This window comes from Arenibacter palladensis (assembly GCF_900129275.1).
In the GTDB taxonomy this organism is placed as follows: Bacteria; Bacteroidota; Bacteroidia; order Flavobacteriales; family Flavobacteriaceae; genus Arenibacter; species Arenibacter palladensis.
Map to the genome: position 1 here is coordinate 349,072 of NZ_FQUX01000002.1, position 23,948 is coordinate 373,019.

The window sequence follows — 23,948 nt, forward strand, 5'->3', positions numbered from 1 at the left end:
TTTTAATGTGTTTTGATGTCAATTAACATGAATTTGAATTGTAATATGAAACTGATATGTTGATAACCTTGAAAATCGGGAGTAGGGCAGGTTGCAAAAGCGTCATATTTTGGCTCTTGATATTAAAAATGTGCTTCAGTTTTTGTCAAGTAGAGCTGCCAAAAAAGATTGTGGTCATCGATCCCGGCCATGGAGGTAAGGATACCGGTGCCATAGGTGTCCATGGGGTCCTTGAAAAGGAGGTAGTTTTAAAAATTGCCAAGGAAATCCTAAACCACAACCACCTTATATTGGATGACAGGATAGAGGTTTATCTGACCAGGTACAAGGACACATTGATATCATTATCAGATAGGGCAATGTTGACCAGGGAACTAAAGAGCGATTTGTTCATTTCTTTACATTGTAATGCGGCCATCACAGGAGCCAGTGGAATGGAAATTTTTGTAGCAGATAAGGATAATCCGCACATGGAATCCTCGGTGCAGTTGGCCACGTCCGTTTTAGGTGAGAGCGGACGCAAACTGGGCATTAGGGAAAGAGGGGTAAAGGTGGGCAATTTTCAAGTACAAAGGGAAACGATGGACTTTTGTCCGACAATTTTAATAGAAACAGGTTTTGTTACCCATGTTGATGAAGGGGATTATTACCAAAAACCTAGAAATATCAAGGCAGTGGCTTTAGCCATATTGCTTGGAATTTATAATTATTTAAAAAGTGAGGACTGAATTTTACCAAAAACAAATGACATCAAGGTGTAGTATATGTCTTATCAATAAAGACGTAACTAAATTCTCTTATCCTTACTATCTTCCTTAAAGGCGATCAAATTAAACAATTGCCTCATTCTAGAGCGAACACGGGGACCATAGCGTTCCTCGAGTTCCTGGGCATTGAGATTGGTAGTGGCGTGGGTATGGATATTATGGTTCAATAGTAGTTCATATCTGGAAAGAAGTATTTCTCCCATTACATTGCAATCTTTGCCAAAATATCGTCCCGTAGGCTCCACTCCCAGATCATCAAAACAATAGGATTTCCCCTCACCGTAGTCTTCCACAATTTTAAAACCGATGTTATTAAATGCAAAAGTGATATTTCGTGCCGGTATCACTTCATAAGTTCGGCCGTAAGGAGTCAGATGGCGCAGCAACTTCATTAAACTGCTCTTACCACAACCTACGGGCCCAGAAAGTAATATACCTTTGTTAAGGTCGATATCCAGTTTCTTGCAATTCAATGGATCCTTGATATAATAGTTACAGAGTTTGTAAATGACGTCGCGGTCCTGTTCCAATATTCTAAAATTCTTGCCGAACATTGTTTGTCCTTTGGCATTGAGGTATAACAATATTTTATTGAAATCATAGCAGATCTGATTACCCTTAAGACTACCTAGGACGTATTGTTTATGACCTACAAAGCGTATATGTGGATTCATAGGGGCTGATTAAAATTTTTCATGGAACTGGACTTCAGGTTGTCCGTATTCTGGCTGACCGGGACCACTGTTTTATCCTCCTTTATCTCCATGGACTTAAAAATCCATTTTTGCGCCAGAGCATGCCAATCCACAATTTCGGCCGTACCTCCAACTTTCCATCCAATGCTTTTGTAATAACAGTAAAACTTCTTCGCTTCCGCTATGGGCCAGTTTTTTTCATTAAAAAAGGCAATAACTTCTTTTTCATTTCGGGGTCGGTCCCGTTTGCCCCCATTTGTTTTGTTTTTTATAGTTTCTATATGTTTATTTATAGGTACCACTACTTGTCCATTGCTTGTCCCTGATTTGGTTTGGTGTGGGTACACTACTTGTCCATCAGTTGTCCCAAAATTGAACATCTTGATGGTACTCCCCTGGAAGGGGTTATGGGAGGGACGGTAATACAAATAATTCCAATGGTGCAATTCCTTCAAACAGCGATGATAAGTTGATTTGGAGCCTATTTTCGCATAGGCCATTACTTCTTCCCGGTTAATATGGAAGCTATCACGAAAATGGTAACTGTTCCATAATTGAAAAAGTCCCACATAAAGGCTAATGTGGGTAGGGTTTAGTCTATTATCCTTTGAGAACTGAAGGAAGACTCCGTTCAGGTGTTTGATATAGTTCATAGTAAAGGTGTTAAAATTCGTAATCCACCCTGTTCTTCTTCATAATAGCTTGGATATCCTCGGTATCATAGAATAGGATCCCGCCCATTTTTGTGTACGGCAAAGTGCCATTGATCCTTAGGTTTTGAAGGGTACCTGAACTAATATTGAGCAACTCCATCACTTCGAATGAGCGAAGGTACCTTTTAATTGTACCATTGGCCTGTTTAGAGAGCAACTCCTTAAAGCCCTCCATCAATTCGATCTTAAAATCCCTCAGATCATCTGTGGTAATTACATGTGTTGGCATAATTTGAAAGTTTTGGGAAGGGAACCAGCGAGTATTAAAATGAAGACTCCAGGTTCCGATCACGATTAGACAATGAGCCGTAAATTTGACATGTTTTTATAGGAAATATTCACCATTTGTTACGTAGTGGGGTGAAAAATTAACATTTAGCCTAATTTAATGAAATTGGAGTTAAAAGATATAAATATCAGGAATTATAACCTCGGGGTTTCCGTTAAGGCCGGGCAGATCAAAGGAATTCAGGCAGACGTTGGCAGGTTCGTAGTTACGATAACTTTCCAGTAAGCGTATTTGCTGGAATTTAACTATATAAGCTGTTCCTCTTTAAAAACTATAGGTGTGTATTGATGAACTGAACATACTCATTTTTAATTTCGTCATAAAGCAACCCCATACGCTCATGCAATTCTTTGGACATTATAATTTGGAATTCCTTTATACCTATCCCTAATTTAAAGTCCTTGTCGATCTTTCCATACATAAAATCCCCAACCGATTTGTTTCCGGCCAATGATTCCAGAGTTTGTACGGTAAAATACAATTCCCGAAGGTCATTATTCCTAAAACAATAGTTTACATTAAAAGAGATTGCCTTGTAGTGTTTGGTATATTGGATGAAATTAGAATTTTCGTTTTCCACAACTAGTTGATTTAAGATTTGTACGTTGGGCAACCAAATTCAAATAACCACCTAAATCCTTTTAAATCAATAGATTTTCGATATGTTTCATTTTAAAAAGACCAATTGCAATACATGATTCAAAGTTCAAAAGAATTGATCAACACTAAAAAACAACGGTGCCTTCATATCCAAAATGCCAGTGAATCATGGACAATATCGACCAACGGCTAGAATAATGGGCACATTAAGCCCCCTTTGCAAATAAACCAAAATGTTGTCTTTTTATCCAATTCGTCAGGCTTGCCAATGGTAGCATCATATTTTTGGAAAAATTCTAATTATACAATAACGATGTTGAAAACAATACTAATTAAAAAGGTATATACAGAAGCCTTTAGACACCTTGGGAATCAAATTGTGAAAAATGGTTTTAAGATATACTTTTGGATTTGCACCGCTTTGTTCGCAATGGTTCTTTATGCATTTGCCTATAGACTAATCAATGGATTCATTTGGGATTAATTTTTTGTTCCAGGTATTGGCCGAGGTTTTCAAATGGAATAAATATATAATTATAGATGTCCAGTATGATCATCCGGTGACTACACTTTTCCAACTATTCAGAGGAATGTATATTTATGATTTTGCATAATGGTGGCAATTGTAATGATCTGGTCTAATGAACATGTAAAGAATAAAAGTTTAAATATCCTTTGTAATATTTTGGCTGGGCTTTTTGCGATATTTAAAAAATCAGAAAAAAGGAAGTTTCTTTATTAGGTATGGAATTCAGCTTTAAATTTCCCCCATGCATCCGTAGTATCTGTTTGGATAGACTTAATCCAACCCCTGTTCCCGAATTCTTGGTGGTAAAAAAAGGCACAAAGATCTCGTTGATCAATTCATGTGGTATTCCCGGGCCATTATCTTTTACTTCTATATATTTTTGACCCGCATTATTGATTCCGGCTATCAATTTAAGTGAACTATTTTTTAACTGTTCCATGGACTGCAATGCATTTCTGGACAAATTGATCAATACCTGTGTAATTTGTTTTTCATCAATAAAAAGTTCTAAGTCTTGATCATCCATGAGCAATTCAATGGAGGTATTAGAAAACTTTTTATCCTGCCCCATCAACATTATTACTTTTTCCAATAAATTCTGAACTCGAACTATTTTCTTATCCGGCAAAGGCACATTTAGAAAACTGCGGTACGATTGTACGAAACTCATTAAATTGGCTCCTTGATCCTTGATCACCTCCAATCCCTTAATGGTATTCTCCAAGCGTTTTTGATATGAAGTTTCATCCACGGGATTTTTATCTGCCAATGTTTGATATTTTAAAATGGAATCGGAAATGGAAGTTATTGGAGTGATGGAATTCATAATTTCATGGGTCAATACCCTAATCAACCTGGTCCAAGACTCGGTTTCCTTTTCGTCCAATTCCTGATGGATATCTTGTATGACCACCAATAACAATTCTTGATCATCCAAATTAAAGGATGAGGATTTTATAGCCAAATCAATTTTTTCACGTTCATTGGTCAATTGAAACATCCGGCGTTCAAAAGGCTTTAATTCACTAAAGACACGATAGAGGTTTTCATCAATTTGGGACAGTTGTTTAATGTGGTTAAGTGGAGTATAGTTAAGCATATGCTCCAATCTGGGATTGGCAAAAAGGATATGACCTTTTTTGTTGATAGCTAAAATGCCAATGTCCGCCTGTTTTAGGATCTCTTGGTAAAATCGTTCTTGGGTCTGATTTTTCAAATGGATCTTTTGAATCATTTCATTTAGCATATTCAGACTGTGATTGAGCTCTTCAAGGGATTTAAGAGTCAATTTTTCAGGAAATCTAAGGGTGAAATCCTCATTTTTTATAGCATCGAAGAAATAGGCTATTTTTCTATTGGTCTCATTTACATATCTGATTAAATAGTAGGCTTGAAATACCAGTGCAATTAAGGTTAAAATGCCAAAAACATAGTTTTCCCGGGCCAATAAAAAAGCAAGCATTAAGGATGTGGCGGTAATAAAGATAACTCGGCCTATGGTCTGGAAATAGAAGTTTTTACTCACCATTATTATCCTGTTTTTTAATTTTATTATAGAGCGTTTGTCGCGATATTCCCAATTGCGTCGCCGCTGCACTATAATTACCATCATGGCTTTGCAGGGCATTTACAATCATAATTTGTTCCATTTCCTCCAAGGTTTTAGGTCCCGCTGGCATTAATTGGGATGGTTTCGCATTCAATATAAAATCCGTAGGTTTCAGAATATTTCCTTCGCAAAGGATTACTGCCCTTTCCAAAGTGTGCTGAAGTTCCCTCACATTTCCCGGCCATGAGTATTGCATCAGCTTTTCTTCGGCAATATCGTTTATCCGGAGTCCGTGTTTTGCATATTTGGCGCTATATTTTTTCAGATAAAAATCAGCAAGTATCAAAATATCGTCCCCTCTATCCCGAAGTGCTGGAACCTGAATATGTATGGTATTTATTCGATATAAAAGATCCTCTCTAAAGAGACCATCGGTTACCATTTGTTCCAAATTGCCATTGGTGGCACAGACCAATCTAATATCTACCGGAATGGGCCTATTGGATCCCACGCGTACTATGACCTTATTCTGAATGGCGGATAGTAGTTTAGCCTGCATTTGTAGGGAAAGGTTGCCTATCTCATCCAAAAACAGGGTGCCTCCATTGGCCGCTTCAAATTTTCCGGTCCTGTCCTCCTTGGCATCCGTAAACGATCCCTTAAGGTGGCCAAATAGCTCACTTTCGAATAGATTTTCTGATATAGAACCCATATCGACCGGGATGAAAACTTCATTTTGTCTTGGAGACATTCGGTGCAATTGTCGGGCAATTAGTTCTTTGCCAGTACCGTTTTCACCGGTAATCAAAACGTTCACATCGGTTTTGGCCACTTTATTGGTAAGGTTCAAAACGGCGGTGAGTGCCTTCGAATTCCCAATAATATAATTTTTGTCCTGATTAATTACCTGCTTTAAATTACTTTCCTTTTGTTTTAATTTACTAATTTCTTTCTGGGATTTGCGAAGCATATAAGCCGCTTTTACGGTAGCCAAGAACTTATCGTTGTTCCAGGGTTTTAATATAAAATCGGATGCTCCCTCTTTTAGCGCCTGTACCGCTAGTTCTACCGCCCCGTAAGCAGTCATCATGATAACTGCGGTAAGAGGTGCCTTTTTCTTAATTTCCTTCAACCAAAATAATCCTTCATTTCCCGTATTTACTCCAGCAGAAAAATTCATATCCAACAAAACGACATCAATTTGGGATAAGTCGGGAAAGGAAGATATCAGATTTGGATTGGAAATTGTGGTAATGCTGGTGTATTCAAATTGCAACAAGATTTCCAAGGCGCTCAAAACACTTTTATTGTCGTCTACAACTAATATTTTTCCCTCGACCATAATATTATTAATAAGGCATTTTTTTTGATCAGTTTTTATAAATATCTCTTTTGCTTGAAATAAGTGGGGCGGATATAGAATTGTTGTCAGTGTTGAAGTTTAACGAAGAGTCCACTTCACCTCCCTTTCTTATCCCAGCAGACAATTACTTCATTTATCAAAACTACAATTTGTAATTATAACGACATAAATAGTGTCCAATTATTGGACAATTGTTGTACAACTATTTTACAATCCAATATGTTGCATTCTAAAATAAAAATATAACTAACTGTAAATCAATATAGTAATTATTTGGCACAGACTTGGAATAGGGTACTTTGCCAATTATTGTCATAGCGGTCGAATTGGTGATTTTTTTAACCCTGTTTGTATTATGAATTTTATAGAAGGAAAATTGCTTCTCTTGTTTTTGTTTAGCTGTGTTGTCGCCAATGGTCAGGAGAACTGGACCTTGGAAAATTGCATTTCCTATGCCTTGGAACATAATCTTACGCTGCTGGACTATCAATATCTGGAAGATTCGGGTAAAGAGAATTATAACCAGGCAATAAGGGACATGCTTCCAAGGGTTAACGGTTTTGGCGATTATAATATTAGATATGGTAGATCTACAGATCCAAATACCAATGATATAATCGATACGGAATTTTTTTCCAATGGCTATTCCTTGAACGCTTCCATTGATCTTTTTCAAGGTTTCCAAAAGGTCCACACTATTAAAGCAAGTAAGCTTTTATTAAAGGCTGCACAGGAAACGTCGCAACAGCAGCGATTTTTATTGGCCCTTAGGATTATGACGGCCTATCATGACATTCAGTTTTACGAGGGTCTTCTGGCAATTTCAAAGGAGCAGTTGGCAATCTCTGAAGACAATTTTAAACTGGCCAATAAACAAATTGAAATAGGGTTGAAGGCCAAGGCCGATCTATATGAAGCAGAATCCGTATTGTATACGGATCAATTGAACGTTACCCAGAATGAAAATCTGTTACAGGCCGCAAAGCTTACCCTGATACAGGAAATGAATTTGGAAAATGCCCATACCCTGCAAATAAACCCTTTAGTACCCAATACAATGGCCGATAACAAGCTGTCAACAGATAGTATTTACGGCCTGGCCAAGGATTTCGTACCCCTTCTCAAGGCCCAAAGGTATAGAACTGAGGCAGTCAAAAAACAACTGAGTGTTGCCAGGGGAGCGCTTTACCCATCACTTTCCTTTGCTACCGGCTATGGCACCGGATACTATGAAACCACTAGGGACACCTTGGGCGTTACAATTCCATTTAAAAATCAAATTCAGGACAATGCATCCAGATATGTGGGATTTTCGCTTAATGTTCCCATTTTTAATGCCTGGTCTACGCGTTCTGCCATCAAGCAACGGAAAATTGCTTTAAAAAGGGAAGAAAATAATCTGGAAATACAGGAGCAGGAAATTTTTAAGGCCATACAACAACTTGTTCAAGAGAATAAGGCGTTAAATGTTGAGCTCATTCAGAGTGAAAAGCAAATTATGGCCCAGGAACAGGCTTTTGGAGTGGCACAAAAAAAATATGAAAAGGGCTTGTTTACGATAATGGAACTTAATCTTGCAAAGTCCATGTACGCCACATCACAAAATAAAAATCTACAGGTAAAACTACTGCTTCAAATTAACCAGAATACACTGGCCTTTTATCAAGGTCTACCTATTTTTAACATTAATAGCACCAATTAAAATGGATATACAATTAGAAAAGAAGAAAGGATTAAGGCCAAAGCACTACGGGTATATTGCTATTGGAGTTATCATGCTATTTATGGGTTGGAAAATGATAACGGCCAATACGGGCCATACTTTTAGAACGGAAAAGGATAAATTGTCCATAGCAGAGGTGGTACAGGGAAAATTTGATGATTATATCACCATCAACGGTACGGTGGCCCCTATTGCTACCATATACATGGATGCCTACGAAGGGGGGCGTGTAACCGAAAAACTGATTGAGGAAGGGGCCATGGTACAAAAAGGGGATATTATCCTTAAACTGGAGAATATTGGTCTATATGAGCAAATATTGAACAGTGAAAGCAATTTGGCACTTAAGCAGAACGACCTAAGGTCTACCAAAATAACATTTGATTCCAGACAGGTTGAGGGTAGAAAATCTTTGGCCAACGCGCAGTACGATTTAACAAAATTGAAACGGAATTTTGAACAGAACCAGGAATTATACGATGATGAATTGATTTCAAAGGAGGAGTATTTAGTATCGAAAGAGAATTTTGAACTATCCCAAAAGCAATATGAAATAGTTAAACTACAGACCGAACATGACGATGAAATGCGCAGCACCTCCTTGGCGGGATTGGATGCAGATCTGGAACGTATGCGCAAGACCCTTACTATGGTTTACGAACGCCTGGACCATTTGAACGTACGGGCACCTGCAGATGGGCAATTGGGGTTTTTGGATGCCGAAATAGGACAGAATATAAGTCAAGGCCAACGTATTGGGCAAGTAAATGTACTCACAGATTATAAGATCGAGGCAGATATAGATGAACATTACATAGATCGTGTGAAACGCGATTTAAATGCAACTTTTGAGCGTAATGGAACAGAGCATACCCTGCGGTTGAGAAAGGTATATCCTGAAGTGCGCAATGGCAAGTTCAAGATCGATTTGGTCTTTATAGGTGAAAAACCACAAAACATCCGTGCAGGGCAAAGTTATAATATAAAACTTCAGTTGGGCGAATCCAGTGATGCACTCTTGCTGCCCAAAGGAAGTTTTTTCCAAAGTACCGGGGGACAATGGATATTTGTGGTAAACCCGGATGGTAATGAGGCATTGAAGCGGAATATAAGAATAGGAAAACAAAACTCCAGATATTATGAAGTGTTGGAAGGATTGGAGAATGGAGAAAAAGTAATCACCTCCAACTATGATAGTTTTGGAGATGCCGATAATATAGTGCTGAAATAACTTCGGCTTGCCTCAGCTACCCAATTTGGAAAAAAGAACCTTGAGCGGAGACGAAAGGTGGTCTAGCAGAAAGAATAACGCTAAAAAAACTGTAACTAAAACGAAATATAGAAGTCTTTAATTATAACACTTAAAATCCAATCGAAGAATGATACAAATACAAAATCTAAAAAAAAGCTTTAGGACCGAAGAAGTGGAGACATTGGCCTTGAACAATGTAAACCTCAAGGTTCAGGAGGGCGAATTTGTAGCCATAATGGGACCTTCGGGTTGTGGTAAGTCTACCTTATTGAACATTATTGGTATGTTGGATAATCCTACCTCTGGAAGTTATCAATTCGCTAGCCATGAAGTGGGACACCTAAAGGAAAATCAACGTACCCAATTACGAAAAGGAAACCTGGGTTTTGTTTTCCAGAGTTTTAATTTGATAGATGAACTTACCGTCTTTGAAAATGTGGAATTGCCATTGATCTATCTTAAAATGAATAAGAGTGAGCGCAAGCAAAAGGTAATGGCCGTATTGGAACGAATGAAAATAGCGCACAGGGAAAAGCATTTTCCACAACAACTTTCTGGAGGTCAACAACAGCGTGTAGCAATTTCAAGGGCAGTGGTTACCAATCCCAAGTTGATCTTGGCAGATGAGCCAACAGGAAATTTGGACTCTAAAAACGGGATCGAAGTGATGAACCTATTAACAGAGTTGAATCAGGAAGGAACCACCATTGTGATGGTTACCCACTCGGACCGGGATTCTCACTATGCGCACAGAGTGGTAAACTTATTTGATGGGCAGATTGCCACCGAAAGCCATAATAGGGCTATGGGGGCCTTGATGTAAAATACTAGGCTGTGCTAGGAAAGTTTAACTTATAAGAATAGGAAACCTACATGGTTTTGAAGCCTGGGAGGTTTATACAATATGCAATAAAGGAGTTTATTCATCAAAATCAATAGGAACTGAACAAGTATCAGTGCCAAAAAACACTAATCATGTTTAAAAATTACATTAAAATTGCATGGAGAAGCCTTAAAAGGCAGCCCTTTTTTGCATTTCTAAATACGTTTGGTCTGGCCATTGGAATGGCCGGGGGACTGCTCATATCATTATACATCTACGATGAGATGAATTTTGATACCATGTTCCCTGAGGCCGATCGTATTTATAGAATAAATACAGATATAAAATTTGGTGGAACGGAGAGTAAATCTGCACAAGTTTCAGCACCAATGGCTGCAGCAATGGAAAGCGATTTTTCCCAGGTTGAACTAACTACTAGATTTAGGAATTTGGGCAGTATGCTCCTTAGAAAGAGCAATACGGAAGCCAACATAAAGGAACAAAGTGCAACCTTTGTGGATGCTACTTTCTTTGAGATGTTCGGTCTTGAACTGTTAGTTGGGGATGTGCAAACTGCCCTAAAAGAACCCAACACCTTAGTCCTGACCAAGACGGCAGCCCTAAAACATTTCGGATTAAAAAAAGCTGTAGGTCAAAGTTTGATATTGAACAACACCGATACCTATACTGTAACAGGCGTAATAGAGGATATGCCAGAGCGTTCATTTCTTAGAAATCACAATGTTTTTATGGCGATGGCAGGGAATGAAGATGCGCAAAATCAGGAATGGACCAGTCATAATTTTTTCACATTTATTAAGCTGATACCAGGTGCAGATATAGCCAATCTTCAGGAGCCCTTACAGTCCATGGTCGGTACATACATAATGCCGTATGTACAGACATTTCTGCCCGGTGTAACCGAAGAACAGTTGGCGGCCTCTGGTAATTACCTGTATTATAACACCATAGCATTAAAGGATATACATCTGTATTCTAACAAAGACCATGAACTAAGTCCAAATAGTAGTATTCAAAATGTCTATATTCTTTCGTTCATTGGCTTGTTCTTGATATTATTGGCCAGTGTTAATTTTATGAACCTATCAACGGCACAGTCCCTTAAACGGGCAAAAGAAGTTGGTATTCGCAAAACTTTGGGGTCGGACAAATCTGCCTTGATACGGCAATTTTTGACCGAATCGGGTTTAATTTCCTTTATCTCCCTTTTGTTTTGCTTGGGCATAGCAATAGTGGCCATCCCTTATTTTAATGCACTTTCCGGGAAGTCCATTTCCATACCGTTTACCAATCCCATTTTCTGGATTGCCTTATTTGTTGGTGCTACGGTTTTAGCACTCTTTTCTGGAATGTATCCTGCATTCTTTATGTCGCGTTTTGCACCGGTGAAGGTGCTTAAGGGGGCAGGAGCAACTAGTACTGGTGGAGGAAACATTAGAAGTTTACTTGTGGTATTTCAATTTGCTATTTCAATATTTTTAATAGTAAGCACTTTGGTAGTCTTTATGCAATTAAAGTTCATTCAAAGTAAAGATCTGGGTTTTACAAAAGATCAGGTTCTGATTGTTGATGATGTATATACATTGGGCGATAAAGCTACCACTTTTAAGGAGCAGGTGGAACAACTTGGCCAAGTGGAAAGTGCAACGTTGAGCAGTTTTTTACCAACTCCATCCGTTCGAAGTAATACCTCCTTTTTTAAGGAAGGGGGGGCAACGGCGGAAAATTCCATAAATATGCAGATATGGAATGTTGACGATGATTATATCCCCACTATGAATATGGAAATCCTGGAGGGTAGGAATTTTGATAGACAGTTTGGTACCGACTCTACGGCTATGCTGATCAACGAGTCGGCGGTTGCCATTTTGGGAGTGAAGCCCAAAGAAGCCTTGGGAATGCGAATTATTCGCAATTTTGAAAATGGGACTTCTAACAATTTTACAATTATTGGTGTCATCAAAGATTTTAATTATGAATCGCTCAGGGAAAATATTGGCGCCTTGAGTATGACTTTGGGAAGGTCTACCGGTTCTTTGGCCGTAAAACTTGAGGCTGGGAATTTTTCAAACTCGATTTCAAGTATTGAAGGAATATGGAACAAAGTCGCACCGGGGCAACCTTTCGACTATCGATTTATGGAGGACTCCTTTAATACCACCTATGAAGCAGAGCAGCAGTTAGGACGCATTTTCGTGACCTTTACTATATTGTCCATTTTAATCGCATGCCTTGGATTGTTTGGCCTAGCGGCCTTCAATGCCCAAAAACGCACCAAGGAGATTGGCATCCGAAAAGTCCTTGGCGCCAGTATTGGCCAAATAACTTATCATCTTACGACCGACTTTCTAAAAATGGTAGGGGTAGCCATTATTGTTTCCCTGCCCGTTGGCTGGTACTTAATGAACAAGTGGCTCGAGGATTTTACCTATAGAATAGAAATTAGTTGGTGGGTGTTTGTATTTGCAGCGCTAATAGCCCTCACCATAGCGGTACTAACTGTAAGCTACCAAAGTATAAAGGCGGCCATAGCAAATCCAGTAAAAAGTTTACGTACAGAATAGTTAATCGGAAAGAGGGAAGTATGATATATACAGTGATAATTGAACAGTAAACAATGGATAGTGGATAGATAGTAATCAAAACTCATATCATCAATCAAATCAAAACGAAAATCATGTTTAGGAATTATTTTAAAATCGCTTGGCGAAATATCCAGAGAAATAAATTGCATTCCGCCATTCATATTTTTGGCTTGGCCATCGCTTTTTCCATTTGTATCCTTTTATTTTTGACGGCCTATTTTCATCTGAGTTTTGATTCTTTCCACAGGGATAAGCCCCAGCTGTTTAGAACTTCCCGCCTTATAAACAGTCCCCAGGGTACTGAAATGAGTTCCCAGATGCCATTGCCTGCCGCTGCTGCTTTAAGGACCGATATTCCGGAAGTGGAGGCTGCTATAGTGGTAAATATGGGGATGCCTGAAAATTTCTCATACGAGGAAAAAAATATTGAACGGGTGGTTGTTAGGACCGATCCCAATTTTTTTGATATGTTCAATTTTCCTGTACTTATTGGTAATGGTAGCACGGCACTTTCCGATTTTCAAGACATAGCTTTAAGCGAAACTACGGCCAAGGCCATTTTTGGGGAATCGGATCCCATAGGGAAGGAGCTAAAAATAGGCAGAGGCGAAGACGTGGAATATTACACCGTAACGGCTGTGGTCAAAGACTGTCCAAATAATTCCAGTATTCGTTTTGATGCGGTAGCCCGCATCCAATCACTTCCCAATTATGCACAACTTCAAAATAATTGGGGCTCGAATGGATCCAGTGTTTTTGTTAAAATCTCCAAAAATAGTGATCTGCAAAAAGTTGCTATGAAACTGGAACCTTTTGTGGAAAAGTACTATCCCGATCAATTGGCCCAACTAAGGTCGGGTCGGTCGGATGTTCAGAAATCCTCCGAACTATTGAGCATAAACCTCACCAATATAAATGATATTCATTTTTCAGGGGAAAGGAGTTCTTCCAAGCTATTGGTATATGCCCTTATGTCTTTGGGGGCCTTTATTCTATTGATTGCCTGTTTTAATTTTGTAAACCTTAACATGGCCAATTCTTTTAAAAGAAGCCGTGAGCTGGGAGTAAGGAAGACTCTAGGGGCCTATAAGGGGCAACTTTTTATGCAGTTATGGGGAGAAGCATTGCTGCTCTATTTTGTTGGTTTTATGTTGGGATTGGGCCTAGCTTCCCAATTGATACCCGTCTTTAATGCTCAATTTGGAGGTGGTATTGAAATTTCAGCGCTATTCCAACCCACCTTTTTGGCAATTATGATAGGCGTCTTTTTACTGGTAACCCTGATTGCTGGGGGATACCCAGCTTTAAAAATGGCCAACTTTAGTTTGGTTGGCGTCTTAAAGGGCAAGATCTCCACCAAGAGACCAGGAGCGCTTCGCAATAGCTTGTTGGTAAGTCAGTTTGCCATTTCCAGCCTGTTAATCTGCATAAGTTGGATAGCAAGTCAACAACTGGATTTTTTAAGGGAAGTACCTATAGGTTTTGAAAAGGAGCAGGTTATAAGTATTCCTGTAGGTTTCCAACAAGATGGTAGAAAAATATTGGCGCGTATGCGGAACGAACTTCAAAACGATCCCAATATTGTTTCCATTACCGGGACAGGTGGTAATTTAGGAAGGGGCTTGGACAAGGTTACTGTCAGGTCGGTTGTAGGGTTCGATTATAAACAAAACCAGGTTTCGGCCGATTGGCTCTTGGCGGATTATGATTTTTTAAAGACTTTGCAAATTCCAATTATTAAGGGAAGGGATTTTGATCCTGCCTTTGCTACGGATACAATAAATGCGTTTGTGGTTACCGAAAGCTTTGTAAAGGCTATGGGAGAACCTGATCCCATTGGTAAATATTTTGGAGGGGAAGAAGCAGGATTGGGGAATAGGATTATAGGAGTAATACCAGATTTTAATGCCTATTCTCCGTCCGATAAATCATATCCAATTGCCATTCATCTATCCGCAACGGAACGCATAAATTATATTTTCCTAAAGGTTAAATCGGATAATCCACAGTTGGTGATGGAACATATCGCATTAGTTTGGGAAAAGCTTACGGATAATGCCCTCTTCAACGCTTCCTTTTTGGATGAGAATCTACAGGCCTGGTACGAGGGCGAAATAGTTATGACCACAGTATTTAGTACTGCATCGGCCATAGCCATATTCCTTTCCTGTTTAGGCCTTTTCGCCATATCATTAATGGTCATAGAGTTGAGAACCAAGGAAATAGGGATACGAAAAGTTATGGGGGCATCGGTGAAGAGTATTGTTGGTATGATATCAATTCACTTTGTAAAACTGGTATTGCTCAGTCTTTTAATTGCAGTCCCCTTGGCCTGGTATATCATGCAGATGTGGATCGAGAATTATGAATATCGTATATCCATCGATCCACTCATATTTTTGGGGGTGGGAGCTATGGTAATAGCGGTGGCGTTATTTACGGTCAGTTTTCATACCATAAAAGCGGCCATTGTTAACCCGGTAAAAAGTTTACGAACGGAGTGAAAAAGGAAACGGTTGTTAGTAGCCAGTGAACAGTGAACAAGGCGAACGAATTTGGCCAACGGTATTGAGTGTGGGGAAGGTGGCATAGAGGGCAGAAAATGGAAAGGGTGGTTCGATCAGTTCGCAGTTGATAGTAAAAATAAGTTGTATATAGTCGAAAGTGAACAACTAAAAGTTGAAAACACATATCATCAATCAAATCAAAAACGCAAATCATGTTTAAGAACTATTTAAAAATAGCTTGGAGGAACCTATGGAAAAATAAGGGCTATTCCGCAATAAATGTTGGCGGGCTTGCCTTGGGAATGGCGGTAACGCTCATAATTGGTCTATGGATCCAAGATGAACTTAGTCATAACAGCTATTTTAAAAACAAAGACAGTATTGCCCAAGTGTTCCAATCACAAACATTTAACCAAGAAACCGGTACAGGCCCTGCGATACCCCGACCCTTGGAAAAAGTGTTACGAGACGGTTATGCAGATAACTTTAAGCATTTGGTGATGTCTTCTTGGAACATTTCCAGATATCTGCGATACAAAGAGAAAAGTCTTTCCAAAACAGGAAATTTTATGCAGCGGGAAGCTCCTGAAATGTTGGATTTAAAAATTATAAAAGGGGAGAAAGATGGTTTGCGAGAACTAAATTCCGTAATGCTGTCCGAATCCGTCTCCCATGCACTTTTTGGTAATGAGGATCCTATTGGTAAAACCTTAAAAGTAAACAATCAATACGATGTAATGGTGAGTGCGGTATATGAGGATATTCCTTTTAATAATTCATTTAATGATGTCGAATTCCTAATGCCGTGGGACAAAATGATCGCGACCCAAGAATGGATGAAGAATGCTGAAGATCAATGGGGAAATAACTCCTTTCAGATGTTCGTCCAGATTGCTGACAATTCTACAATGGAAAAAGTTACCGAGGCCATTCTGAATGTGAAAAAAAATGCAAACGAGGATACGGCGGAATTCAATCCAAAAATATTTCTCTTTCCAATGAAAGATTGGTACCTACGAGGCAATTTCGAAAACGGGGAGCAAGTTGGTGGGCGCATAAAATATGTGTGGTTATTCGGAATAATTGGGGCTTTTGTATTGCTATTGGCATGTATAAATTTCATGAACCTTAGTACGGCTAGGTCCGAAAAAAGGGCCAAGGAAGTGGGGATTCGAAAATCCATTGGCTCACAAAGAAATCAATTGATCAACCAGTTTTTGAGTGAATCTTTCTTAGTGGTATTGTTTGCGTTTATTATTGCCGTGATAATAGTCTTATTGTCCATGAACGGATTCAATGATTTATCCAAGAAGGAAATTTCGTTCCCTTGGAACAGCACTAATTTTTGGGTTGTATCATTGGTGTTTATAACGATTACTGCTTTAGTGGCAGGTAGCTATCCGGCACTTTATCTGTCTTCTTTTAGACCAGTGGATGTATTAAAAGGAACCTTCACATCCGGAAAATATGCCGGCTTGCCCAGAAAAATTTTGGTCGTACTGCAGTTTACTGTTTCCGTGGCCTTTATTATTGGAACCGTCATAGTAATGCAGCAGATCAATTATGCCAAAAACCGACCCGTGGGGTATGATAAAGCTGGCCTTGTTCAGATACCTACCTTCAGTCAAGATTTTGAAGGTAAATATGATTTAATGCGAAGCGAATTTTTAAATTCAGGTGCGGTAATCGAAATGTCGGCTTCCAGCAGTCCAACCACACAGATTTGGTCCAACCGCAGTGGATTTGATTGGGAGGGGAAGCCCGAAGGTTTTCAAGAAGATTTGGCATGGACCGAAGTAACTCCGGAATACGTTAAGTCTTTGGGTATGAAAATTGTTGATGGTCGAGATTTTTCGAGGGAGTTCGCTACCGATTCAAACGCGGTATTGATCAATCGGACTGCAGTAAAATACATGGGCATCAAGGATCCAGTTGGCAAGTTTTTGAAAGATGATGATGAAGAAGATCCGGGTCCGCCATTAAAAATTATTGGTGTTGTAGAAGACATGATTACGCAATCGCCATATGAACCTGTTAAGCAGGGTGTTTATGTTTTTGATAAACACGGCAATTCCAGTTTCTACAATTTAAGATTGAATCCAAATCAAAGTGCAAGTCAGAACATGGCGATTATTGAAAATGTGTTTAAAGAACATTTTCCTAGTCTTCCTTTTCAATATGATTTTGTGGATGATGAATATGGCGAAAAATTTGCTGCTGAAGAACGCATTGGAACCTTATCTGGAATTTTTACGGCCTTGGCCATATTAATAAGTTGTCTTGGCCTATTCGGACTCACATCATTTGTTGCGGAACAGCGTACCAAGGAAATTGGGGTCCGGAAGGTTCTAGGAGCCACAGTATTCAACGTGTGGAACATGCTTTCCAAAGATTTTTTAAAACTGGTAATCATTTCTTGTTTTATAGCCATACCTATTTCATACTACGTTATGAACGGTTGGCTGCAAGACTATCCATACCATGTAATCTTGGAGTGGTGGATCTTCGCTTTTGCCGTTATTGGATCGTTGGCGATTACAATATTAACCGTGAGTTTTCAGGCCATTAAAGCGGCTAATGCCAACCCGGTAAAAAGTTTGAGAACGGAATAATTAAGTAATCAGTAGAGCGATGGCAGTAGCAGTAAAGATTATCCTATATCTAAGAATATCCAATGATGTGCAATTGATACGAAGACATTAAAATTTAAATCAAAAACCGAACTGTTTCCCCGTCTACGGCGGGACTAAAGGGAGGACTAAAAACAGGAATCATGCTAAAAAATCATCTAAAAATTGCCTTACGATTCTTTTTAAGGAACAAACTGTTTACTGGCATCAATGTCTTAGGGCTAGCAATTGGAATAACGGCATTTATCCTGTTGACACAATACATCACATTCGAAAAAAGCTATGATACCTTTATTCCTGATGTTGATGACCTGTATAGGGTTACCCTTACTACAAACTTGGGCGACAATGGTTTTGTTACTTCAGCGACAAATCACCCTATGACGGGCCGGGCCATGCTATCGGATTTTCCGGAAGTTGAAAGTTATACGCGTATCGCCGATAAGCCGATGGCGTTTTCTGGTACCATGAATATTTCATATACCAATACCTTTGGTGACGAAATAAAATCTGATGCCAATGATGATCATATTTATTTTGCCGATAATTCTATTATCGATCTTTTCGATTTACAATTCATTCAAGGTGATGCCGCAACAGCACTCAATGAACCTATCTCCGTCATACTGAGCGAGAAAATAGCCCATCGCTTTTTCGGGAATGAAGACCCTATTGAAAAAATGATAGAGGTCAATGATAATTTTAAATTAAAGGTAACCGGTGTCTTTAAAGAACGACCGGACAATACGCACTTACCTATGGGTATGATTGTTTCCTATAACATCTTCGGCCCAAATGGCGATCATGCCAACAGTTGGGTATGGCCGGAATTTTACAATTACATTAAACTAAAACCGGGAACAAGTCAGAAGACCGTTGAAGCCAAGTTTCCGGAATTCGTAAAAAAATATTTGGGGGATATTATGATTGAGCACGGTTTTGAAGCAAAAATGGCATTACAACCAGTTAAGGACATTCATTTAAAATCTCATTTATTAAAAGAGATTTCTGCCAATAACAGCGAAGGTACCTTGTACTTTTTATTGATCGTAGCGGGTTTTATCATTGCCATTGCTATGATTAATTTCATCAACCTATCTACTGCCAAATCGATGGAGAGAGCCAAAGAAGTCGGGATCAAAAAGGTGGTTGGCGCCCCTAGATCAGTGCTTATACATCAATTTCTATTTGAATCGCTCCTCATTAATTTTTTTGCAGTTATCATAGCATTTGTATTTATTAATTTGTTGATTCCCTCTTTTAATTCATTGGTCGGAATAGAGGTTTTAAGCTTTGAGATGTGGGGTGAATGGCAAGTCTGGTGGGCCATGATAGGTATATTTCTTATCGGGGGAGTTTTAGCAGGTCTATATCCAGCCTTTGTATTGTCCGGATTTGTACCCATTGAAGTTCTTCGGGGAAAGTTCCATAAAACAACAAAAGGGAATACACTACAAAAGGCTATGGTAGTTTCTCAATTTGCCATTTCAATAGCCCTTATTGCGGGAACCTACATTGTTTATAACCAATTTTCATACATGCAGAACCAGGACCTTGGTTTCAATGCTGAACAAAATCTTGTCTTTGCAGCACCAACTTATGCTGATTCAACCACCCAACTGAAAGTGGAATCTTTTAAAATGGAATTGGTTCAAAACCCAAGAATCAATAGTGTTGCCTTGTCCGATGAAATACCAGGAAAACCAATTGTACAAGGGAATACCATAAGACAGGTGCATAAACCAAGAGAATTGGGGGTCAGTGCCAATTTCGTAATTATAGATCAAGATTTTATGAAGACCTACGACATCGACCTCTTGGCAGGAAGAGATTTTGTGAAGGAAGATACTAGTTCATTGTATACAAGGGAAGGTCCCGTTCCGTCCGGTCATAGGGTCCTGATCAACCGTTCGGCGGCAAGAATATTAGGGTTTTCAGAACCTGAAGCGGCTATCAACAAAAAGATGATTTTTAAGTATGGCCCTATTGATAGAACAGCTGACATAATCGGAGTAGTGGAAGACCATCATCAACAATCACTTCAAAAAGGGTACGACCCAATTGTCTTTATGAATCTCATGGGCTACGGGGTCTCGTTCGTAACTGTAAATATAGCCGCTGGTAATATTCGTGAAACCACGGGCCAAATAGAGTCCAAATTCAAAGAGTTTTTTCCAAACGATTTGTACAACTCCTTTTTTATGGACGACTATTTTAACCGGCAGTACCAGGCCGAATCGAAATTTGGGATCATCTGTTTGGTGTTTTCATTGTTGGCAATTTTTATTGCTGCTTTAGGTCTATTCGGTCTGGGTTCGCATATGGCTATGCAAAAGACCAAGGAGATAAGTGTTCGGAAAGTTATGGGCGCCACGGTGGGACAGGCCTTGGCTATAATTCCAAGTAAATTGCTTAGCCTGGTGCTGCTGTCTGGGGCAATAGCACTACCGATCATCTATTTTGTGACCCAAAAATGGTTGGAAAAATATGCCTTCAAAATTGACCTAAGTATTTGGATGTTCGTAGTGCCACTCATTGTAGTACTACTGGTAGCAGCATTGTCAATCCTCTCCCAATCGTTTAAAACGGCAATGGTCAACCCGGCAGAATCGTTGAGAAACGAATAATCATCAATCAATAAAATCAACAATAATGATAAAAAATTATCTAAAAATTGCTTGGCGAAGCATTAAGAGTGATAAGCTCTTCACCTTTATTAAGGTCGGTGGTTTTGCCATGGGCATTGCGGCATGTCTGTTGATTGCATTATTCATTAAAGATGAACTCAGCTATGACCAGCAATACGAAAACAAGGACCGTATTTATCGGGTTGTTTTGCAGGGTTTTATGGATGGTGAAATTAAAAAGAGCGTCCATTTTCAATTGCCTTTTGCGGATGCCCTACAATCCGATTTTCCGGAGATAGAAAAGGCTGGAAAAATAAATATGAGCGAGCTCTTTGGCGCTGGGAAACGTGGCCTGCGATTAACGGGTGAATCCCAGAACAATTTTGAGGACGGGTTTGTATTTGCCAACCAGAACATCCTTGAAATTCTTGAGATAACCTTGGTACAGGGAAATACCAAGGAGGCCTTATTACAACCTGACAATATTGTAATTTCCAAATCCAAGGCAGATAAATATTTCCCTGAAGGGAATGCCCTGGGCAAGTCTATTGTATTGGATAACAACACCTCAAGACCTTATACGATTACCGGCGTTATGCCAGATTTTCCCAAAAAATCCCATCTCCAGTTTAATTTTTTGTTACCCATAGAGGATACGAATATGAGCTGGACCAATCAGAATTATTTCACCTATGTTCTCGTAGACGAAAATGCCAGTATTCCAGCCTTGGAGAAAAAAATGTTTTCCATAATGGAAAACTACATCATCCCGGCCCAATTGGCGTATGGACGTGACCCAGCTTTTATCCAAGTCCTAAAAACTGTTGAATACAAGTTGCAACCCATTGCCGATATACATTTACGATCAGATCTTGCCATGGGGGATGGTCTAAAACATGGTGATATTCGGTTTGTTTGGCTTTTTGGAGCCATAGCAGGGTTTATTTTATTATTGGCCTGTATCAATTTCATTAACCTTTCAACCGCCAAATCGGCCAATAGGGCAAAGGAAGTAGGAATGCGTAAAACTGTTGGGGCTTACAAAAATAACTTGGTTGCACAATTTCTTACCGAATCGGTACTGTACAGTCTAATCTCCTTTTTATTGGGGCTGATGTTAGCCTGGGTCTTGCTACCAACCTTTAATGAAATTGCAGCAAAGTCCATTTTATTTCCCTGGGAGGTTTGGTGGTTTGTACCGCTTATGGCATCCTCGGCCCTATTTATTGGAATTATAGCAGGAATGTACCCTGCATTTTATCTTTCTTCCTTTAGACCTGTTAATGTTCTAAAAGGGAGCCTTAGTGTCGGCAGTAAGAGCGGAAATCTTAGAAGCGGTTTGGTCGTGTTTCAGTTTGCTGCATCGGTTATCCTGATTATCGGAACATTGATCATTTACAAGCAAATGGACTATATCCTACATAAAGAACTGGGTTACGACAAAGATCAGGTTGTGATTTTGGAAGGGGCCAATATTTTGGGAAATAAATCGGAAAGCTTCAAGGCACAATTGTTACAGCTTCCTCAAGTACAAGCTGTAACAAAAAGTGATTATTTGCCGATCGATGGCGCCAAAAGGAATGGCAATACTTTTAAAAAAGTGGGGGAGGGGATTGAAGATCGTGGGATACCTGCGCAATTTTGGCGAGTGGATTATGATTACATAAAAACACTGGGGGTAAAGGTGAAGGAGGGTAGGGATTTTTCCAGGGAAATTGCTTCCGACTCCATTAATTCGATGATTATTAATGCGAAAATGGCCCAGGATCTCGGTTATGAGAACCCTATTGGAAAGTACATTAACAATGGTAGGGACTGGACCATTGTAGGGGTGGTACAGGATTTCCATTTTAAATCCTTGAAGGAAGATATAAGCGCTCTTACCTTAGTTGTTGCAAACAATGACCTCGGTGCAATTTCGGTAAAACTTAAGTCGGATAATATTGGGGGGGGCTTGGCAGCCATTGAAGCCATTTGGAATAAAAATGTACCCAACCAAGCCTTTGCTTATTCCTTTTTAGATCAGAAATTTACCCAAATGCACGAGGATGTGCAACGCATGGGGAAAATATTCAACAGCTTTGCCCTGTTTGCTATTTTAGTGGCATGTTTAGGGCTGTTTGCACTGTCCGCCTTTATGGTGGAACAAAGAAAAAAGGAAATAAGTATTCGGTTGGTTTTAGGAGCTCCCTTTAAAAGTATTTATAAACTGTTGACCTTGGATTTTTTGAAGTTGATTGTTATTGCCATACTTATTGCGATACCTATAGGATGGTATATGATGAACCGATGGTTGGAGGATTTTGCCTATAAGGTGGATATTGGATGGGAAATATTCCTGAGTGCAGGTGGGATTGCTATGGCTGTTGCTGTAGCGACAATTAGCTACCAGTCTATAGGGGCAGCATTGATCAAACCTCTTAAAAGTTTAAGAACGGAGTGAAAAATAAATCTAACATTTTATTGCGGCCGTTATCGAAAACCAGGACGACATAGGAATAATAACTCGACTCCGTTCGAGCAAATGATAAACAATAATTATGCTATTACAACTAAACAACATTTTTAAATGGGTAAACTCAGGCGGGCAACGTATCTTCTTGTTGAAGGATATAAACCTCACTGTGGCAGAAGGGGAGTTTATTTCCGTAATGGGTCCCTCAGGCTCCGGTAAATCAACGTTACTCAATGTTATTGGCATGTTGGATAATTTTGACGAAGGGGAATACAGTTTTTTGAACGAGCCAGTTCACACCTTAAAAGAAAAGAATCGAGCCAATTTGTACAAACAATATATTGGCTTTGTATTTCAATCCTACCACTTGTTGGATGACCTAACGGTAAAGGAAAATCTGGAAATGCCCTTGTTGTATAAGAAAGTCGGCAGCTCTGAACGGAAATCCTTGGTGGCTGATACCTTGGATCGTTTTAATATAGTTGGAAAGAAAGATCTTTTTCCTTCACAGCTGAGTGGTGGACAACAACAATTGGTTGGTATTGCGCGCGCATTAATTTCATCTCCGAAACTTATTTTGGCCGACGAGCCTACCGGAAACTTAAATTCCAAACAGGGCGAGGAGATTATGGAACTTTTCAAGCAATTGAATAATGAAGGGGTTACCATAATTCAAGTTACCCACTCAGAAAAGAATGCTACGTACGGTTCACGAACCATCAATCTATTGGATGGTCGACAAATCAATGCATTGAATGGATAGTACAGTTAGATACTACTTAATTACAAAAAAGGCTACCTTTTTAGGGTAGCCTCAATT

General features: G+C 39.3%; 17 protein-coding genes. 11 read left to right on the forward strand and 6 right to left on the reverse strand.

The annotated features are described in order from the left end of the window. The first annotated feature begins 128 nt into the window (after positions 1-128). Complete coding sequence (locus BUA60_RS07490) at positions 129-728, forward strand: N-acetylmuramoyl-L-alanine amidase family protein (RefSeq protein ID WP_245802507.1); 600 nt, start codon at positions 129-131, stop codon at positions 726-728. Positions 729-787: 59 nt separating this feature from the next. Here the strand turns inward: BUA60_RS07490 and BUA60_RS07495 are convergent, their stop codons facing one another. The 4 genes from BUA60_RS07495 to BUA60_RS07510 form a co-directional block, all read right to left on the reverse strand. After that, positions 788-1,441: a P-loop NTPase family protein gene (locus tag BUA60_RS07495; protein ID WP_072861140.1), complete on the reverse strand. Its 654-nt coding sequence runs from the start codon at positions 1,439-1,441 to the stop codon at positions 788-790. Continuing rightward, entirely contained in the window at positions 1,438-2,115 is a 678-nt protein-coding gene (locus BUA60_RS23245; protein WP_072861141.1) for a hypothetical protein, read from the reverse strand. Before BUA60_RS23245 ends, BUA60_RS07495 begins: the two co-directional genes overlap by 4 nt. Before the next feature lie 10 nt (positions 2,116-2,125). Continuing rightward, the gene (locus tag BUA60_RS07505; protein ID WP_072861142.1) at positions 2,126-2,404 is read right to left on the reverse strand and encodes a helix-turn-helix domain-containing protein; all 279 of its coding nucleotides are present in this window, start codon (positions 2,402-2,404) and stop codon (positions 2,126-2,128) included. A 331-nt stretch (positions 2,405-2,735) separates the two neighbouring features. Then, the gene (locus BUA60_RS07510) at positions 2,736-3,044 is read right to left on the reverse strand and encodes a hypothetical protein (RefSeq protein ID WP_143153145.1); all 309 of its coding nucleotides are present in this window, start codon (positions 3,042-3,044) and stop codon (positions 2,736-2,738) included. A 333-nt stretch (positions 3,045-3,377) separates the two neighbouring features. On the opposite strand from BUA60_RS07510, the gene BUA60_RS23430 reads away from it, so the two are divergent. Next, positions 3,378-3,548: a DUF6747 family protein gene (locus BUA60_RS23430; protein ID WP_317043184.1), complete on the forward strand. Its 171-nt coding sequence runs from the start codon at positions 3,378-3,380 to the stop codon at positions 3,546-3,548. Between the two features lie 223 nt (positions 3,549-3,771). Here BUA60_RS23430 and BUA60_RS07515 read toward each other — a convergent pair whose 3' ends face one another. Both BUA60_RS07515 and BUA60_RS07520 read right to left on the reverse strand, forming a co-directional pair. Then, positions 3,772-5,121: a sensor histidine kinase gene (locus BUA60_RS07515; RefSeq protein ID WP_072861144.1), complete on the reverse strand. Its 1,350-nt coding sequence runs from the start codon at positions 5,119-5,121 to the stop codon at positions 3,772-3,774. Continuing rightward, on the reverse strand, positions 5,111-6,484 hold the full coding sequence (locus BUA60_RS07520) for a sigma-54-dependent transcriptional regulator (protein WP_072861145.1): 1,374 nt from the start codon (positions 6,482-6,484) through the stop codon (positions 5,111-5,113). Before BUA60_RS07520 ends, BUA60_RS07515 begins: the two co-directional genes overlap by 11 nt. Before the next feature lie 376 nt (positions 6,485-6,860). Here BUA60_RS07520 and BUA60_RS07525 point away from each other — a divergent pair, with 376 nt between their 5' ends. The 9 genes from BUA60_RS07525 to BUA60_RS07570 all read left to right on the forward strand — a co-directional run bounded on the left by BUA60_RS07525 (position 6,861) and on the right by BUA60_RS07570 (position 23,891). Further along, positions 6,861-8,207: a TolC family protein gene (locus BUA60_RS07525; protein ID WP_072861146.1), complete on the forward strand. Its 1,347-nt coding sequence runs from the start codon at positions 6,861-6,863 to the stop codon at positions 8,205-8,207. Position 8,208: 1 nt separating this feature from the next. After that, complete coding sequence (locus BUA60_RS07530; protein ID WP_072861147.1) at positions 8,209-9,459, forward strand: efflux RND transporter periplasmic adaptor subunit; 1,251 nt, start codon at positions 8,209-8,211, stop codon at positions 9,457-9,459. Positions 9,460-9,607: 148 nt separating this feature from the next. After that, positions 9,608-10,303, forward strand: coding sequence for an ABC transporter ATP-binding protein (locus BUA60_RS07535; RefSeq protein WP_072861148.1), 696 nt, complete (start codon positions 9,608-9,610; stop codon positions 10,301-10,303). Positions 10,304-10,455: 152 nt separating this feature from the next. Continuing rightward, complete coding sequence (locus BUA60_RS07540) at positions 10,456-12,888, forward strand: ABC transporter permease (protein ID WP_072861149.1); 2,433 nt, start codon at positions 10,456-10,458, stop codon at positions 12,886-12,888. A 113-nt stretch (positions 12,889-13,001) separates the two neighbouring features. Further along, positions 13,002-15,413 (forward strand): ABC transporter permease, encoded by a 2,412-nt coding sequence (locus BUA60_RS07545; protein ID WP_072861150.1) that lies wholly within the window; start codon positions 13,002-13,004, stop codon positions 15,411-15,413. A gap of 215 nt (positions 15,414-15,628) precedes the next feature. Beyond that, on the forward strand, positions 15,629-18,028 hold the full coding sequence (locus BUA60_RS07555; protein WP_072861152.1) for an ABC transporter permease: 2,400 nt from the start codon (positions 15,629-15,631) through the stop codon (positions 18,026-18,028). A gap of 161 nt (positions 18,029-18,189) precedes the next feature. Next, a complete protein-coding gene (locus BUA60_RS07560; protein ID WP_072861153.1) occupies positions 18,190-20,673 on the forward strand; it encodes an ABC transporter permease in 2,484 nt (827 codons plus the stop codon). Between the two features lie 25 nt (positions 20,674-20,698). Beyond that, positions 20,699-23,116, forward strand: coding sequence for an ABC transporter permease (locus BUA60_RS07565; RefSeq protein ID WP_072861154.1), 2,418 nt, complete (start codon positions 20,699-20,701; stop codon positions 23,114-23,116). Between the two features lie 97 nt (positions 23,117-23,213). Further along, complete coding sequence (locus tag BUA60_RS07570) at positions 23,214-23,891, forward strand: ABC transporter ATP-binding protein (RefSeq protein WP_072861155.1); 678 nt, start codon at positions 23,214-23,216, stop codon at positions 23,889-23,891. Positions 23,892-23,948 lie beyond the last annotated feature (57 nt).

Coding starts and splice junctions, on each gene's coding strand:
- BUA60_RS07565 (WP_072861154.1), top strand. CDS start 20,699: ATGATAAAAAATTATCTAAAAATTGCTTGGCGAAGCATTAAGAGTGAT.
- BUA60_RS07560 (WP_072861153.1), top strand. CDS start 18,190: ATGCTAAAAAATCATCTAAAAATTGCCTTACGATTCTTTTTAAGGAAC.
- BUA60_RS07520 (WP_072861145.1), bottom strand. CDS start 6,484: ATGGTCGAGGGAAAAATATTAGTTGTAGACGACAATAAAAGTGTTTTG.
- BUA60_RS07530 (WP_072861147.1), top strand. CDS start 8,209: ATGGATATACAATTAGAAAAGAAGAAAGGATTAAGGCCAAAGCACTAC.
- BUA60_RS23430 (WP_317043184.1), top strand. CDS start 3,378: ATGTTGAAAACAATACTAATTAAAAAGGTATATACAGAAGCCTTTAGA.
- BUA60_RS07490 (WP_245802507.1), top strand. CDS start 129: ATGTGCTTCAGTTTTTGTCAAGTAGAGCTGCCAAAAAAGATTGTGGTC.
- BUA60_RS07525 (WP_072861146.1), top strand. CDS start 6,861: ATGAATTTTATAGAAGGAAAATTGCTTCTCTTGTTTTTGTTTAGCTGT.
- BUA60_RS07555 (WP_072861152.1), top strand. CDS start 15,629: ATGTTTAAGAACTATTTAAAAATAGCTTGGAGGAACCTATGGAAAAAT.
- BUA60_RS07515 (WP_072861144.1), bottom strand. CDS start 5,121: ATGGTGAGTAAAAACTTCTATTTCCAGACCATAGGCCGAGTTATCTTT.
- BUA60_RS07545 (WP_072861150.1), top strand. CDS start 13,002: ATGTTTAGGAATTATTTTAAAATCGCTTGGCGAAATATCCAGAGAAAT.
- BUA60_RS07540 (WP_072861149.1), top strand. CDS start 10,456: ATGTTTAAAAATTACATTAAAATTGCATGGAGAAGCCTTAAAAGGCAG.
- BUA60_RS07505 (WP_072861142.1), bottom strand. CDS start 2,404: ATGCCAACACATGTAATTACCACAGATGATCTGAGGGATTTTAAGATC.
- BUA60_RS23245 (WP_072861141.1), bottom strand. CDS start 2,115: ATGAACTATATCAAACACCTGAACGGAGTCTTCCTTCAGTTCTCAAAG.
- BUA60_RS07570 (WP_072861155.1), top strand. CDS start 23,214: ATGCTATTACAACTAAACAACATTTTTAAATGGGTAAACTCAGGCGGG.
- BUA60_RS07495 (WP_072861140.1), bottom strand. CDS start 1,441: ATGAATCCACATATACGCTTTGTAGGTCATAAACAATACGTCCTAGGT.
- BUA60_RS07535 (WP_072861148.1), top strand. CDS start 9,608: ATGATACAAATACAAAATCTAAAAAAAAGCTTTAGGACCGAAGAAGTG.